This is a genomic window from Amycolatopsis sp. A133, from assembly GCF_031082405.1.
Lineage (GTDB): Bacteria > Actinomycetota > Actinomycetes > Mycobacteriales > Pseudonocardiaceae > Amycolatopsis.
This window is the reverse complement of sequence record NZ_JAVHJU010000062.1, coordinates 58,528-72,991: the sequence shown is the minus strand read 5'-3', so window position 1 is coordinate 72,991 and position 14,464 is coordinate 58,528. Positions and strand designations below refer to the sequence as shown.

Genomic DNA, 14,464 nt, shown 5'->3' with positions numbered 1-14,464 from the left:
CTGATGACATGCCAAGGAGACAAGAGTCTCCGGACGCTGTCAAGGTCCGGACCCTTCCGGTGCAGGTGGCGGCCCACCTGACCCGGCGCATCGTCCGCGGCGAAATCGAGGACGGCCGGGCGCCGTCGGAGCTCGAGATCTCGAGCGAGTTCGGGGTGTCCCGGGTGGTGGCGCGGGAGACGCTCAAGATCCTCGCCTCGCTCGACATCGTCGACGTCGCGCAGGGCCGCCGCGTCGTTGTGCGCCCCCGCGCGGAGTGGGACTACCTGAGCCCGTTGCTGATCGAGTGGCTGCCCGCGGAGACCGTCGACGAGCTGCTGCAGGAACTGCACCAGATGCGCGCACTGCTCGAGCCCGAACTGGCCGCGATGGCCGCGGCCGCCGTCACCGACGAGACGCTGGAGCGGCTCCGGCACGAGATCGACCGGATGGCGGCGCTCGAGGCGGACCCCGACGCCTACCTCGAGGTCGACCACGAATTCCACATGGAGATCTGCCGGGCGGCCGACAACCGCATCCTGGACCGGATCATGTACTCCGCCCGCTGGCTCGGCACGGCCAGCCGGCGCGTCACCAACGAGGCGCCGGCCGGGCTGCACCGCGCCACTGCCCAGCACACGGAGATCTACGAGGCGCTCGTGGCGCGCGATCCGGAAGCGGCCCGCGCGGCGATGCGCAACCACCTGAGCAACAACTTCTCCACGCTGCTCGCGGAGAAGAAGCAGCGAAGCAAGCGGGCCGCCAAGCGGCGTTAAGCACTGCACGACCGAGTTCCGGAACCCATGACGAGGACGGACGAGGCATGGCAGCATCGGCGATCCCACCGATCCGGTTGGGGCTGATCGGCACCGGGCTCGCGGTCGAGAAGCTGCACTGGCCGGCGTTGCGCGGGCTCACCGACCGGTACGAGGTCACCGCGTTCACCGACCCCTCCGCCGAACAGCGCAGGCGCTTCACCGGCTACAGCGGGATCGATCCGGCCCTGGCCACCGCCGACCGGGCCGCGTTGCTGGCTCGCGAGGACGTGGACGCCGTGCTGATCTCCGTGCCGATCCCGCACTTGTACGAGGTGGCGCGCGACGCGCTCGCGGCGGGCAAGGACGTGCTCTGCGAGAAGCCGGCCGGCGTCGACGCGGAGCAGGCCGCGGGCTTCCTCGCCCTGGCGGCCGGGCACCCGGACCGCACCTTCGTGGTGGGGGAGAACATCTTCTTCCGCGACGACCTGCGTTACGCCCGCGCCTTGCTGGACGGCGGCGCGATCGGCCGCCTGCACCTGATGGCGTGGCGGCACGCCGGCCGGATGGTGCCCCGCGAAGGCCGGTTCTCCGGCACGCCGTGGCGGCAGCGGCCGCAGTACCGCGGCGGCGTGCACCTCGACGCCGGCGTGCACCACATCGCCCAGATCCGGCTGCTCTGCGGCGAAATCGCGCGGGTGCACGGTCTGGTGCAGGCGGCCAACAGCACGATCGACGCACCGTCGGACCTCGTGCTCAACCTCGTCTTCTCCGGAGGCGCCATCGGCAACTACACCGCGTCCTACCCCGAAATCCCCGTGCCGCCCGAACCCAACGAGATGCGGCTGTACGGCACCGAGGGTGTGCTCGTGCTCGTCGAAACCGAGTCGGAGCGCCGCGTGACGCGCTGCAGCCCCGACGCCACCACCCACACGACGGTCTTCCGCGGGATCGACAACGGTTACCGCGCGCAGCTCGTCGACTTCGCCGATGCCGTGCGGTTCGGAGCGCGGCCGGTCGGCAGCGTTGCGCAGAGTGTGGCCAACGCGATGGTCGTCCAGCGGGCGTTCGACTCCGCGGAACGGGCGGCAGCTCTGGCACTCGACCCCGTGCCCGGCGCGGGCCCGGTACCGCTGTGGCGGCCCCGTGGCTCGGCCGGGCTCTTCGACGGGCTGCCAGGACAACGCAGCAGCAGTACGGCGTCCTTCGCCGCATGAACGACCTCAGCTTGTGAAGGCTCACAGCGCGGCACTCGCCCCGCTGTCCCGCCGGTTGCAACGTCGCCCCGTCGGTACGAGGAGTTGTCATGGAAGAGAAGAACGACCTGTCGAGACGCACGTTCCTCGGGATGAGCGCGCTGGGCGTGCTCGGTCTCGCCGGTTGCGGGAGCGGGCCCGCCCCCGCCCCGCAGGTCGACGTCCAGGTGCCCAAGGCGCTGCTCGATGAAGCCTCCAGGCTCCGCGGCGGGTCGGTGGGGATGCTCTCGCAGAAGCTGTACGCGGAGGCCGCCAACAAGGCGCTGGACAAGTCGCTGCAGGTGTTTGCGCAGGCCACCGGGACCACGATCCGCAACGACCTGGTCTCCGGCGACGCCGGCGACATGGTCGCGAAGATGGACGCCGACGTGAAGGCGGGCACCAACCGCGATCTGGCTTTCGTGAGCGACCGGCGGTTCGTCGGCCAGCTCCACAACCTCGGCGCCCTGACCGACGTCACTGATGTGGTCACGGAGATGAAAGCGCTTTACGGGGAGCCCGCGACGGAGGCGAGCAAGTACTGCGTCTTCGACGGCCGCTGGTTCGCGATCCCCTACCACTTCATCGCGTCCGGGATGTACCTGCGCAAGGACTGGTACCAGGAGAAGGGCCTGCCGCTCAAGCCGCACTACACGTGGGAAGAGCTGCGCGACAACGCATTGGCGGTCTCGGACCCGGCGAAGCGCCGCTTCGGCTGGGGCCTCACGGTGAACCGTTCCGGCGACGCAAACGGCTTCATCGCGAACGTCATCAACACCTACGGCGGGGCGATCGCGGACAACACCGGCACGAAGGTGGTGTTCAACTCGCCGGAGACGGTCGCCGCCGTCACGTTCATCGGCGACATCTACACGAACCCGAAGTACGCGCCGATGCTGCCACCCGGGATCGGGAGCTGGACCGACTCGAGCAACAACGAGAACTGGCTGGCCCAGATCCTCGGGCTCACGCTCAACCAGTTCAGCGTCTACGCCGACTCGAAGACCAAGAAGAACCCGGTCTACGCCAACACCCACGTCTTCAACGGCGCCACCGGACCGGCGCTCGACCGGCCGCTCGCGTTCGGCGAGTCCAACTCGTTCGTCGTGTTCAAGGGGGCGAAGAACCCCGATCTCGCCAAGCTGGTGGCGAAGTTCATGGTCGGTGGGACCGCGTTGCTCGGTGTCGCGAAGGGAGCACCTTGCCTGGTCAACCCCTCGTGGGACAAGGTGTGGGACTCCGACCCGTACTACACGAGCGGTGACCCGGCCTTCCCCGCGTTGCGGGAGCAGACCCGCGCGCAGCTCCCGGTGACCACCAAGACCGGCTACGCGTTCCCGCAGGCCCCTAGCCCCGGCGAGCAAGCCGCGACCGCCGCCTACCTGCTGACCGACATGATGCAGTCGGTCATCCAGGGCACCCGGCCGGCCGACGCCGTTGCCGCGACCCACGGCCGGATCGTCCAGATCTTCGAGCAGCAGGGCTACCGGCAGTGACCGTTCTGCGTCCGCGCCCGGCGCCGGTCCGTCCGGCGCCGCGCGCGTCGTCTTCGCTCACGCCGACGCAGCGGCGGCTCGGGCGCGACTGGCGCCTCGCCGCGGTGTTCATCGGGCCGACGCTGGTGCTGGTCGCCGGCCTGATCCTGGTCCCGATCGTCGGCTCGGTCGTCACCAGCGTCACCGAGCGCCACGGCGCGGAGACGGTTTTCGCCGGGCTGGACAACTACACCGCTCTCGTCGACGACGCCCTGTTCCACAAAGGCGTGCTCAACTCGTTCGTCTTCACCGCGTACGCCGAGATCTTCAAGGTGACCTTCGGCCTCATCGCGGCGTTGATGCTGCACCACATGCGCCGCGGCCGGGCGATCATCGCCGGGGTGATCCTGCTGCCGTGGGTGATCCCGACGGTCGTCACGGCCTTCACCTGGCGGTCTTTGCTCGACCCGATCTTCGGCAGCGTCAACGTCCTGCTCACCGAGTCCGGGATCGGGCCCGGCCTCGCCGCGATCGGGCTCGTCGACAAGTGGCCCGCGGAGTGGCTGTCCGATCCCGCGCTCGCGATGCCGGCGGTCATCCTGGTCAACGTCTGGAAGGGCATCCCGTTCTTCACGGTGACGTTCCTCGCCGGGCTCAAGGCCATCGACAGCAACCTCCACGAGGCGGCGATGGTGGACGGCGCTTCGCCGTGGCAGCGCTTCGTGCACATCACGCTGCCCGGGCTGCGTCCCGTCATGATCGTGACGGTGCTGCTGTCGTCGATCTGGACGTTCAACAACTTCGACCTGATCTGGCTGATGACCCAGGGCGGGCCGGGGGACGCCACCGCCCCGTACGTGATGGTGGCGTATTCGAAGGCCATCCAGCAGCTGCAGCTGGGCGCGGGCGCCGCGGTCACGCTGGTGATGCTGCCGGTCATCGCCGTCCTCGTGGTGATCCTCGTGCGGATGATGCGCCGCAGCGACCTGCCCGGCGCGGCAGACCTGGGGCGCAGGCGGCTGACTCCCGCTCAGCGCCGGGCAATGCCGTGGGTGATCGTCGTGGTCTCGGTGCTCGTGCTGGTCTGGGCGTCGCCGCAGATCGTCTGGAAAGCCGCGCTGGTGCTGGGCGTCTTCGTGGTGCTCGCGGCCGCTGTCGGCCGGGTCGTCTCCGCGCTCGCCGCGCGGAGCAAGCGGCCGGCCGTCCGCTTGGTCGGCGGCACCGGCTCGGGGGTCGCGCTGGTGGGCCTGCTGGGTTTTGTGCTCGCCCCGATCTACTGGATGACGGTCACGGCGTTCAAGTCGGACGACCAGATCGTCGCGCGCACCGACGACCTCTGGCCGACCCCGTGGACCACCGAGCAGTTCACCAACCTGTTCACGGGCAAGGCGTTCGGCACCTGGTACGTCAACACGATCCTGGTGTCGGTGGCGTCCACCGTCATCGCCCTGGTCTGCGCGGCGCTGGCCGGTTACGCGCTGGCGCGGCTGAAGTTCCGCGGTTCGGAGAGCTTCACGGTGACGATCCTGCTCACCTACGTGATGCCGGGCGCGCTGCTGTTCATCCCGCTGTACCAGCTGATGAGCGGGATCGGGCTCAACGACTCGTTGTGGTCGCTCGTGCTCGCCTACCCGACGTTCACGCTGCCGTTCGCGACGTGGCTGCTCGTCGGCTACTTCAAGTCGATCCCGGCCGACCTCGAGGAGGCCGCGCTGGTCGACGGCTGCACGCGGTTCGGGGCGTTCCGCCGGATCGTGCTGCCGCTGGCGAAACCGGGCCTGCTCGCGGTCGCGCTGTTCACCCTCACCAACGCGTGGAACGAGTTCCTGTTCGCCTTCGTGTTCATCACCAAGGACGAGAACAAGACCCTGCCGGTCGGCATGCAGTCGATGATCTTCGGTGACGTCGTGCCGCAGGGGCAGCTGGCCGCGGCCTCGCTGCTGGTCAGCATCCCGGTCGTGCTCATGTACGGGTTCGGGCAGCGGTTCCTGACCGAGGGCCTCACCGCGGGGGCCGTGAAGGGATGAGCGCCATCACGGAGGAGCACGTCTCGACGGCGTCCCGGCCGAGCGACCTGCGCATCACCGACCTGCGGGTGGCCAACGTGGCCGGGGTGCCGTTCCGCTCGTCGATCATCCGGATCGACACCAACCAGGGGCTGGTGGGCTACGGGGAGGTGCGCGACCAGGCCAGCGCCACCTACGCGCTCGTGCTCAAGAGCAGGCTCGTCGGGGAAAACCCCTGCAACCTCGACAAGATCTTCCGCAAGATCAAGCAGTTCGGGTTCCACGGCCGCCAGGGCGGCGGGGTTTCCGGCGTCGAGATGGCGCTGACGGACCTGGCGGGCAAGGCGTACGGCGTGCCCGCGTACGCGCTGATCGGGGGCCGGTTCCGGGACGAGATCCGCTGCTACGCGGACACGCCGTCGCTGCCGGACCCGCAGGCGATGGGCGCCCGGCTGCTGGAGCGCAAGCAGCGGGGGTTCACGATGCTGAAGATGGACGTGGGCATCGACCTGCTGTGGGACGTGCCGGGGGCGCTGATCGCGCCGCCGGGCGCCCGCGCGAACTCCACGACGATGCACCCGTTCACCGGCATCCAGGTCACCGCGAAGGGCATCGACCACCTGACGTCCTATGTGGACATCGTCCGCTCCGTCGTCGGCTACGACGTCGCGCTGGCGGCCGACCACTTCGGCCACATCGCCCTCGACTCGGGCATCCGGATCGGCCGCGCGCTGGAACCGTTCACCCTGGCGTGGATCGAGGACCTGATCCCGTGGCAGCTGACCGACCAGTGGCGCCAGCTCACCGACGCCGTCGCCGTCCCGACGTGCACGGGGGAGGACATCTACCTGCTCGACGGCTTCCGGCCGCTGCTGGACGCCGGCGCGATCCGCGTGGTGCACCCCGACCCGGCGACGGCGGGCGGGATCGCGGAGACCAAGCGGCTCGGCGACTACGCGCAGGAACGCGGGATCGCGATGGCGCTGCACCTGGCGGCGTCGCCGATCGCGACGATGGCGTGTGTGCACCTGGCGGCCGCCACGGAGAACTTCCTCGCCCTCGAACACCACGCGGCCGAGGTGGAGTTCTGGAGCGACCTGGTCACCGACCTGCCCCGCCCGCTGATCCGCGACGGCCACATCACGGTGCCGGACACACCGGGACTGGGGTTCGGCGACATCGAGGAGGAGCTGCTGCGCCGTCACCTCGACCCGCGCGACCCGGTGTTCTTCGCCGAGACGACGCACTGGGACCGCGAGTCGAGCCACGACCGGCTGTGGAGCTAGGGCTGGTCTGGCAAACATTCCGGCTGGTGGCCGGGATGCTGCTGGTCGTGTCGCGGTTCCCAGTGCTCTCCGATGATCAGCGGGCCGCGTCGCTCGGGCCGGACGCCGTCGAGCCCGTACGAGCCCCACCGCGTCCGCGGCGGCAAGGCCTGCTCCTCACGCGCAATCCGCGGGCATCTGCGCGCCCGCGGCATCACGCCACTTCAAAGCTCGCCATCGTCTCCCGGGCAGCAGTCGTCCTGCACGCCGTCGTCACCTGGACCAAGGCGTTGCCAGAGCCGCCCTAGGCGCGGCCCTGTTCGGCGCGCCACCGCTCGTACTCGGGGCGGGCCTCGTCCGACAGCGGGTAGTACAGCCGCATGTCACCGCCCTCGGCCAGCCGGATCCGGGAAAATTCTTCCCACTCCGCGTGTTCCTGAGCGTGGGCCACCAGGGCCGGGGCGAGCTTGACCGGCACGACGACGGCCCCGTCGTCGTCGGCAACGACGATGTCACCCGGCTCGACGAGCGTGCCCCCGCAGGCGACCGGCACGTTGACGGCGGCGGGGACGATGCCGGTCTGGGCGTGGAAGTTCGGCGTGGCGCCGCGGATCCACAGCCCGAGCCCGAGCTGCTTGGCCTCGCCGGTGTCGCGCAGGCACCCGTCGACGACCACGCCGGCGCCGCCGCGGCCCTTGAAGTAGGTCAGCATCATTTCGCCGAACACACCGCTGCTCATGTCGCCGCGTGCGTCGACGACGATCATGTCGCCGGGCCGGGTGTGGTACATGACGTGCCGGTGCAGCTGTTTTTCCGGTTCTTCGTACTCGTCGACGGGGTAGCGGTCTTCCCGCTTCGGCAGGAACTGCAGCGTCAGCGCGGGCCCGGCCACGCGCACGCCCGGCGTGACGGAAACCGGCCCCCGGATGAAGGCGCTGCGAATACCCATCCGGCTGAGCTCGCCGCTGGCGGTCGCGCTGCCGATGGCCGCGAGCGCCGCGCTGAGTTCGGCGGGCGGGCGAACGATGTCGTGCGTCTCGACCACGTCGGTAGCTCCCTCGGGGACGCGCTGACCGGGATTATCGCCAGAGTTCGAGCCGAGCCTAGCCGGGCGAACCTCCTTGCGCGACACCATCGAGACGCTCGATCGGCGGCCGCCGCCGGCCTGCCACACTGAGCGGGGGTTTCGGACCGGGGAAAGGAACAGCAGGCATGACGCACCCGAGTGGACGCAAGGTGACGGCGAACATCGCCCTCAGCCTCGACGGGCGCTACCACGGGCCCGCCGGACCCGGCGACTTCGCCGCGTTCGCCCCGTACGTGACCACCGACGTCGCGCGAGACCACCTGACCCGCATCTGGGAGAACGCGACGACGGCGCTGCTCGGCCGGCTCAACGCCGAGGGCTTCCTCGGGTATTGGCCGTCGGTCGCCGAAGACGAGAACGCCGATCCGCGGGATCGCGGCTACGCGAAGTGGCTGTCCGGCACGGACAAGGTGGTCTTGTCGACCACGTTGTCCGAGGCGCCGTGGGAACGCACCCGCGTGGTGAACGCACCCGCCGCGGACGTCGTCACCGAGCTCAAAGGTGGCGGCAAAGGGGAAATCCTCGTCAACAGCAGCGCAAGCATCATCAAGCCGCTGCTCGCGGCGGACCTGCTCGACCGCCTGTACCTGATGATCCTCCCCGAAATCACCGGCGGCGGCCAACGCCTGTTCGACGACGGCCTGCCGGCCTCGAAGTGGACGCTCACCCGCCAGGAGACCGGCAAGCTCGGGGAGATGGCCATGGTCTACGACCGCGCCCGCTGACGGGTTCCCCCGGCTACCTCACGGTCGGGCTTCGCTGAGCGCGTTGAGCGCGCGGGTGTGGGCCACGAGGTCGCGCAGGGAGGCCGGGACGAACCCGGCGACCCGGCGGGCCCGGTCGGATCGCTCGACCAATTCGCCGGTGGGGCCGAGCAGCCGGTCGGCGTGGGCGAGGGGAAGGCTCTTGGGCAAGGGGAGCATGCCCGCTTTGCTCAGCGCCGGCCGCAGCTGCTGACCGGCCAGGATCCCGCCGTGTGCGGTGGTGGAGTACGACACGATCGACGCGGGTTTGCCGTCGGCCTCGGTGGCGAGGAAGTCCAAGGCGTTCTTCAGCACGGCAGGCGGCGCGTGGTTGTACTCGGGTGTCACGAAGACGTAGGCGTCGGCGGCCGCCATGGCCGCGAGCCAAGCCCGCACGGCCGCAGACGGCCGGCGGTCGTGGTTGGCCAGCGGGGCGACCGGCTCGTCGAAGAACGGCATCGGGTGGTCGGCCAAGTCGAGCAGAGCGAACTCGGCGCCGTCGACGAGGGCTGCCTGGTTCATGACGAATCGGCAGACGCGGTCGCCGAGGCGGCCGGGCCGGGTGCTGCCGAGGACGACCGCGATCTTCACCGCCGCTCCTCGGTCGCCAGGAGTTCGCACATCGTCTTCAGGGTCTGGATCGTGGTCGACATGGCGGCATCGGTCAGGTGCTCGCCGCCGAGCCGCTCGTATTCGCGTTGCACGGCCAGCCCCTCTTCCACCAAGGACCGGCCCGCGGGGGTCAGCGTCAACGCGTGCTCACGCCGAGACGCCGACGAGGCCGCGACGGCCAGCCACCCGCGTTGCCGGGCAGTCTCGACATGGCGGCTGACGGCGCCCTTCGTCAGGCTCAGGAGATCGGCGATCTCCTGCTGCGACGGGGGGACGTCGCCGGCATCGGCGATCGACCGCAACACCAGGAACAGGCTCCGTCCGATGCCGATCCGCTCCTGGAACCGGCGATCGCCGGCCCGTTCGCTCAGCAGCGCGGCTCGGTGCAGGTAACGCATGAGGTCCCGATTCAGGGATGGTTGCCGGCCCATGGCCATAGTCTACACGTCAACAGTTCAACTGTGAACAGTCTCAGTGCAGCGACGGGTCGGCGAGAGCTCGGCCGGCGATGTCGGGAACGTAGGCGCCGAGCGCGGCGATGAGGGCCCGGATGGCACCGCGGGTTTCGGGGGAAAGCGCCGCCGTGCGGGTCAGGTCGAGTTCGTTGGCGATGGTCAGGAGAGCGAAGTCGGCGAGGTCGTCGCCGGCCAGGAAAACGACCTCGCCGGTGAAGCGGTCCGTGAACGGGAGCGGTGTCGTGCCGAGGTGGGCGTAGGTCTTGCTCCGGTCGCAGGCGCCGTAGCGGTGGACGAGGGCCTCGGCGTCGTCACCGACGGTCGCTCGCAGGCGGGTGCGCCGATCCGGCGGCAGCAGCGGGTGCGGGAAGCCGTCGGTGCCGTAGGTGGCGTGGCAGAGCGCGGCGAGGCGGGCGCGCCGGCTCCCGCCCCAGGCGGCCACCTGCGCGTGCACGCGCCGGAGGTGGTCGAGGAGGTTCCCGCCGGGATGGACGACCTGCTCCGCGCCGAGTTCGCGCAGGAGCGCCAGCGCCGGCCACTCGGTCGCGACGGCGGCGACGGTTTCGGCCAATGCCACCGGCCGGTCCCGGGCGACGAGGTGCCCGGCGCCGCGGATGCGGGTCACGGCGGCGTGCGGAGCCAGGCGCAGCAGCCGGTCGGCATCGTCGTCGGTGACGGGCGACCCGCTGCCGCCGCGAACCAGCAGGACGGGAAGGTCGAGCTGGGCGGTGACCTGGCGCAGCTCCGGGACGTGGGCGAGGATGTCCTCGACGAGCTCGCTGTGGGCGTCGAGCCGGTCGCCCGTGGCGAGGAAGCGGCGGACCCGGCCAGGATCCGGGTCGGGTACGACGTCCACCAGCACGAGGCCCGCCACTCCGGCCCGGACCGCCGGATCGCCGAGGGCGGCGATGGCGGCGAGCCCGCCCAGCGAGGCGCCGACGACCACGCAACCCGTCGGTTCGGCGTGCAGCATGGCGGCGACGTCGTCCGCGCACGGTGCGAGTGCCCGCGCCGAGCCGTCGCTGTCACCGTGACCGCGCTGATCGAAGGCCACGCACCGGAAGCCGGCCTCGACGAGGACCTCGGTGACCGGCGTCCAGACCCGGCGCCGCTCGCCGCCGGCGTGGAGCAGCAGGACGGTCGGTCCGGTGCCGGTCTCCTGCCCCCGAAGGACTGCGCCGGGGCGCACGAGGCGCCGCATCCGGGTGCCGGTGGGCTCAATCACGGTGGCGCCCCCTCTACCTTGACTGGCCAAGGCAACTTTACCTTGGCCAGTCAAGGTAGGGTGCCGGCGTGACCTCAACGCGTGTGCGCCGTCCTCCCGAAGAGGCTCGCCGCCTGATCCTGGACGCCGCCGAGCGGCTCCTGGCCGAGGGCGGTGTCGCCGCCGTCCAGATCCGGGCGGTCGCCACCCGCGTCGGCATGACCGATGCGGGCGTCAACCACCACTTCGGCGCCCGCGACGGCCTCCTGGAAGCGCTGCTGCGCCACGGCGGCCGCAAGATCCGCGCCGGGGCGGAGGAGGTGCTGAACTCCTGGCTCGACCGTGGCGCCGACATCGGCGAGCTGGTCGAAGCCCTGGCTGCTTTCTACCGCCGGGGCTACGGCGAACTGGCCGTGGCGCTGCACGCGGCCGGGTGGCGGGATCCGGGATCGGGAATGCTCGCCCCAGTGGTCGATGCGCTGCACGCACTGCGCGCCAACGCAGCCGAAACCCCAATCGAGGACACCCGGCTCGCCGTGGCCGCGCTTCACCAGGCCCTCGCCACCGAGCCCCGCTACGGTCAGGTGTTTCGCCGCAGCGCCGGCATCACCGGTCCGGCGTCCAGATCCGCCGGCCCGCAAATCCGCTGGTGGACCACGCAGCTCAGCCGCTCCCTCGACCTCCCGTAGCGGGTACGCGTTTCGGTGCAGCACCACCAAGCTGCCTCAGGCACATGCTTGCTTGCACGCTCGGCGAGCCCGCCCGGTTGCCTCCATTCACTGTCTGCTTAATCGCAGGTCAAGACCGTTTCCCGGGGCTACGTTGAGGCGATGGCACTGGGGATGGACCGGGATGCGACGAAGCATCGCCGGTGGCAGGGCACTTTCCTGGCCGGAGCGATCGTCTTCGCTTGGCCGCGCTCGGTGACGCGGCGGGGACGGTCTACGCGCTGATCACGCCCGGGTACGTCTTCGAGGACGGGGAGCTCGCGGCCGAGATCCTGGTCTTCGTCCTGGCCGTGGCCTTGATGCTCGGCTGCGTCGCTCTCGGGTGGCGGCACGACCGGCGGCGCGCCGCGCTGGTCGCCGAGCACGGGCACTGGCTGCCGGCGCCGACCGAACTCGACGGCCAGGTGGAGGTCGACTTCGACGTCGAGACCGCCCGGTTGCGTTCGCTGGGGCTGCGTTCCGCGGGCTTCGTGCTCGTTTGGCTGGCTGTGCTCGCGGGCGTGGTCGCGGGGTTCGCCGCGCTGGGCGCGTCGGCCGATCACCTGCTGAAGACCGGGGCGCGCGTGACCGGCGAGGTCCTGGGCGTCTACCGGCACAGCCGGGGCGACGACACGATCCACGTGGTTTATCCGGTGGGCTACGGCGACTACCGGTCCTCCGAAATCGTCTGGGACTCCGGCCGGCAGTACACCGAGGGGCAGCCGATCACGGTCGTCTACGACCGGGCCGACCCCGCTCGGGTGCGCACGCCGGACGAAACCAACGACGACCGGACCTGGACGTGGGTGCTGGTGATCGGGATCCTCGCCGGGGGCAGCGGGCTCGTGCTTTCGGTCATCGCCGCGGTGAACTGGCGGCGGCGCCACCGCGCGGTCCTCGCCACCGGCTGGCGGATCGCGTCGGTGACCGTCGTGCCGGACTACCCGATCCGCTCGGGGCGGCACCTGCCGGACATCAACGTCGGCTACCGCGACGGCACCCGGATCACGCTGCGCGCGGCCACGTCGTCACACGGCTCGGTGCCGATGAAGAACGAGCCGGAGCGGCGGGCCTGGATCGGTGGCACCGACCGCGACATGGTGGTCCTCTTCCCGCACGGCCGCCGGCGCCGGCCGCCCTACGCGGTGCCGGCCTACGCGCTGAACCTGCGGACCGGCGCGGAGACCGCGGCGGCGCCCGTCCCGGAGGACCCGCAGCGGACGGCGTTCGTGCAACGCCGGTTCCGCCGGTTCGTGCTCGCGATGGCGGGCTGGTACGCGGTGCTGGTCGCGGCCGCGGTCGTGCTGATCACGCTGAACCTGCGGTGGCCCTTGTTCTTCGTCGCGGTGGTGGGTTCGCTCGCGCCCATCCCGCTCGCGCAGATCTACTTCACCCGGATGCGCGCGGCGCTGGAGGAGGATTGACCATCCGGGCCGCGTGAACGAGGTTCACCCCAGGGTCCACTGTTCACCGGTCATCGAATCCATCGCCCGCAGGAAGTACACGTAGTGGCCCGGTTTCACCGCGCTGCCCCTGGACATGATGCTGTCGGTGTTCCGCTTGACCAGGTCGTCGGCGGCCTCGTCGCCCACTTCGGCCCGGACGTCGTCGGAGTGAGCCGGTTTGTCGCCCGAGAAGTTCGGGGCGAACCGCTTGTCCTGCGGGTTGTCGTCCTCGTACTCGTCGCCCAGACCGAACATGTGCCCGGCCTCGTGCACGGCCATCAGCTGATCCACCCCCACCTGGGGCTGCCTGGATGCGAACAGGTCGACCCGCCGGAACTTCGGGTCCGCGGTCGCGTTCAGCTCTCCCCGGAAGATGGCGATGCCCGGGTCGAGCCCGGTTTCGGTGGCGACCCGGTTCATCACGTTCTCGGCGCGCCGGCCGGCGAGCTTGACGTTGTACTCCGTAGGGCCCGGTGAGCTGGCCCGGCCGGTGGCCCCCAGCGCCACCGTGTCCGGCGGCCCGGCGAGCGGTGCGCCCGGTCGGCGCAGCCGCCTGACCAGGGCCACGAACTCCTTGACCGGTCCTTCGACATCGGCGACGTCGGCGCTGTCGAACCGGAACGGCCCGATCTGCCGGACCACCGAAAACGAGGGGACCTCCGTGTGGACGGCTTCCACCGGATCACGGGCGTCCAGTTCGGCGGTCTTGCGATCACCGGCGACCGACGGTCTCAACCGGGGCGCGCCGGGCGGTATCCACTGCGCCGTGATCACCGTGTTCGCCGCGGCCGGGTCGGCCACGTGCCGGACCTCGATCCCGCAGGTCGCCCGGTACTTCTCCGTGCCGGGCCGATCGAGCTTGAACGCGAACTTCTCCTTCCAGCCGTCCGTGACCACCTGGGAGAACTTGCCCACCCACTCGGCCTTCTTGTCCGCCGGCCAGGCGAACTGGGCGAGCTGGGCCTTCGTCCACCGGTGCCGGAGGAATTCCTGCCGGCGCATCATCGACGGATCGAAGTCCTTGAACTTCACGTGGATGTTGAGCACCACAGTCGCCGTGCCGGTCGCCGGCAGCGGCCCGACCGGCCGGTAGGTCATGTCGAACAGGCGCGGCGACTCGGTGAACCGGTACTCGTCCTTCGTCAACCGCCGAGGCGGCGGCGCGGTAGCCGGCGGCGACACCGCGGGTGCCGGAGCGGGCGTGACCTGCCGGAGCAGCGCGGTGGTCGCCAGGTTGCCGGCCGAAGCCTGGAGCCGGAGCACGAAGTCCGCCGGCCGGCCGGGCCTGCGCGACACCGGCGCCCCGGGCCGGTCGGCCTGCTCGTCACGACGCCACGGCGACTCGTGCCTCCACATCACCTCAGCATGACACCGGCGCTCGCCGCCGGACACGACCTCGAGGCCGCCCTTAGGTGCACATCCCTCCCGTCCACCGGTGTCACAAATCGCGCGGCTGTCCGGTCCTAGCGGGTGCACCCGTTCATCGAGGAGGTCCT

The 14,464-nt window shown here is 70.6% G+C and carries 13 protein-coding genes; 8 read left to right on the top strand and 5 right to left on the bottom strand.

Annotated features, from left to right (window positions below):
* The first annotated feature begins 8 nt into the window (after window positions 1–8).
* The 5 genes from Q5425_RS37580 (at window position 9) to Q5425_RS37560 (ending at window position 6,736) form a co-directional block, all read left to right on the top strand.
* Entirely contained in the window at window positions 9–755 is a 747-nt protein-coding gene (locus tag Q5425_RS37580) for an FCD domain-containing protein (protein WP_308677158.1), read from the top strand.
* A gap of 47 nt (window positions 756–802) precedes the next feature.
* Window positions 803–1,951, top strand: a complete 1,149-nt coding sequence (locus Q5425_RS37575; protein WP_308677157.1) for a Gfo/Idh/MocA family oxidoreductase — start codon at window positions 803–805, stop codon at window positions 1,949–1,951.
* Between the two features lie 89 nt (window positions 1,952–2,040).
* Window positions 2,041–3,465: an extracellular solute-binding protein gene (locus Q5425_RS37570; protein ID WP_308677156.1), complete on the top strand. Its 1,425-nt coding sequence runs from the start codon at window positions 2,041–2,043 to the stop codon at window positions 3,463–3,465.
* Complete coding sequence (locus tag Q5425_RS37565; RefSeq protein ID WP_308677155.1) at window positions 3,462–5,471, top strand: ABC transporter permease subunit; 2,010 nt, start codon at window positions 3,462–3,464, stop codon at window positions 5,469–5,471. Before Q5425_RS37570 ends, Q5425_RS37565 begins: the two co-directional genes overlap by 4 nt.
* Window positions 5,468–6,736: a mandelate racemase/muconate lactonizing enzyme family protein gene (locus tag Q5425_RS37560; RefSeq protein ID WP_308677154.1), complete on the top strand. Its 1,269-nt coding sequence runs from the start codon at window positions 5,468–5,470 to the stop codon at window positions 6,734–6,736. The genes Q5425_RS37565 and Q5425_RS37560 overlap by 4 nt, the downstream gene beginning before the upstream one ends.
* Window positions 6,737–7,019: 283 nt before the next feature.
* Here the strand turns inward: Q5425_RS37560 and Q5425_RS37555 are convergent, their stop codons facing one another.
* Window positions 7,020–7,760: a ribonuclease activity regulator RraA gene (locus Q5425_RS37555; protein ID WP_308677153.1), complete on the bottom strand. Its 741-nt coding sequence runs from the start codon at window positions 7,758–7,760 to the stop codon at window positions 7,020–7,022.
* A 167-nt stretch (window positions 7,761–7,927) separates the two neighbouring features.
* Between Q5425_RS37555 and Q5425_RS37550 the strand changes: the two genes are divergently transcribed.
* On the top strand, window positions 7,928–8,527 hold the full coding sequence (locus Q5425_RS37550) for a dihydrofolate reductase family protein (protein ID WP_308677152.1): 600 nt from the start codon (window positions 7,928–7,930) through the stop codon (window positions 8,525–8,527).
* A gap of 18 nt (window positions 8,528–8,545) precedes the next feature.
* Here Q5425_RS37550 and Q5425_RS37545 read toward each other — a convergent pair whose 3' ends face one another.
* Genes Q5425_RS37545 through Q5425_RS37535 form a run of 3 tightly spaced genes read right to left on the bottom strand, consistent with a single transcriptional unit; the run spans window position 8,546 to window position 10,837 of the window.
* Complete coding sequence (locus Q5425_RS37545) at window positions 8,546–9,136, bottom strand: NAD(P)H-dependent oxidoreductase (RefSeq protein WP_308677151.1); 591 nt, start codon at window positions 9,134–9,136, stop codon at window positions 8,546–8,548.
* Window positions 9,133–9,588 (bottom strand): MarR family transcriptional regulator, encoded by a 456-nt coding sequence (locus Q5425_RS37540; protein ID WP_308677150.1) that lies wholly within the window; start codon window positions 9,586–9,588, stop codon window positions 9,133–9,135. The genes Q5425_RS37545 and Q5425_RS37540 overlap by 4 nt, the downstream gene beginning before the upstream one ends.
* Before the next feature lie 40 nt (window positions 9,589–9,628).
* Window positions 9,629–10,837: an alpha/beta fold hydrolase gene (locus Q5425_RS37535; protein WP_308677149.1), complete on the bottom strand. Its 1,209-nt coding sequence runs from the start codon at window positions 10,835–10,837 to the stop codon at window positions 9,629–9,631.
* A gap of 68 nt (window positions 10,838–10,905) precedes the next feature.
* On the opposite strand from Q5425_RS37535, the gene Q5425_RS37530 reads away from it, so the two are divergent.
* Both Q5425_RS37530 and Q5425_RS37525 read left to right on the top strand, forming a co-directional pair.
* A complete protein-coding gene (locus Q5425_RS37530; RefSeq protein ID WP_308677148.1) occupies window positions 10,906–11,505 on the top strand; it encodes a helix-turn-helix domain-containing protein in 600 nt (199 codons plus the stop codon).
* A gap of 221 nt (window positions 11,506–11,726) precedes the next feature.
* Complete coding sequence (locus tag Q5425_RS37525) at window positions 11,727–12,947, top strand: DUF3592 domain-containing protein (RefSeq protein WP_308677147.1); 1,221 nt, start codon at window positions 11,727–11,729, stop codon at window positions 12,945–12,947.
* Between the two features lie 24 nt (window positions 12,948–12,971).
* Here the strand turns inward: Q5425_RS37525 and Q5425_RS37520 are convergent, their stop codons facing one another.
* Window positions 12,972–14,324, bottom strand: coding sequence for a hypothetical protein (locus Q5425_RS37520; protein WP_308677146.1), 1,353 nt, complete (start codon window positions 14,322–14,324; stop codon window positions 12,972–12,974).
* Between the last annotated feature and the right edge of the window lie 140 nt (window positions 14,325–14,464).

Bases quoted from the DNA above. Each gene is read 5' to 3' on its own strand.
- Q5425_RS37580 (WP_308677158.1), top strand. From the start codon at position 9: ATGCCAAGGAGACAAGAGTCTCCGGACGCTGTCAAGGTCCGGACCCTT.
- Q5425_RS37575 (WP_308677157.1), top strand. From the start codon at position 803: ATGGCAGCATCGGCGATCCCACCGATCCGGTTGGGGCTGATCGGCACC.
- Q5425_RS37570 (WP_308677156.1), top strand. From the start codon at position 2,041: ATGGAAGAGAAGAACGACCTGTCGAGACGCACGTTCCTCGGGATGAGC.
- Q5425_RS37560 (WP_308677154.1), top strand. From the start codon at position 5,468: ATGAGCGCCATCACGGAGGAGCACGTCTCGACGGCGTCCCGGCCGAGC.
- Q5425_RS37550 (WP_308677152.1), top strand. From the start codon at position 7,928: ATGACGCACCCGAGTGGACGCAAGGTGACGGCGAACATCGCCCTCAGC.
- Q5425_RS37540 (WP_308677150.1), bottom strand. From the start codon at position 9,588: ATGGGCCGGCAACCATCCCTGAATCGGGACCTCATGCGTTACCTGCAC.
- Q5425_RS37520 (WP_308677146.1), bottom strand. From the start codon at position 14,324: ATGTGGAGGCACGAGTCGCCGTGGCGTCGTGACGAGCAGGCCGACCGG.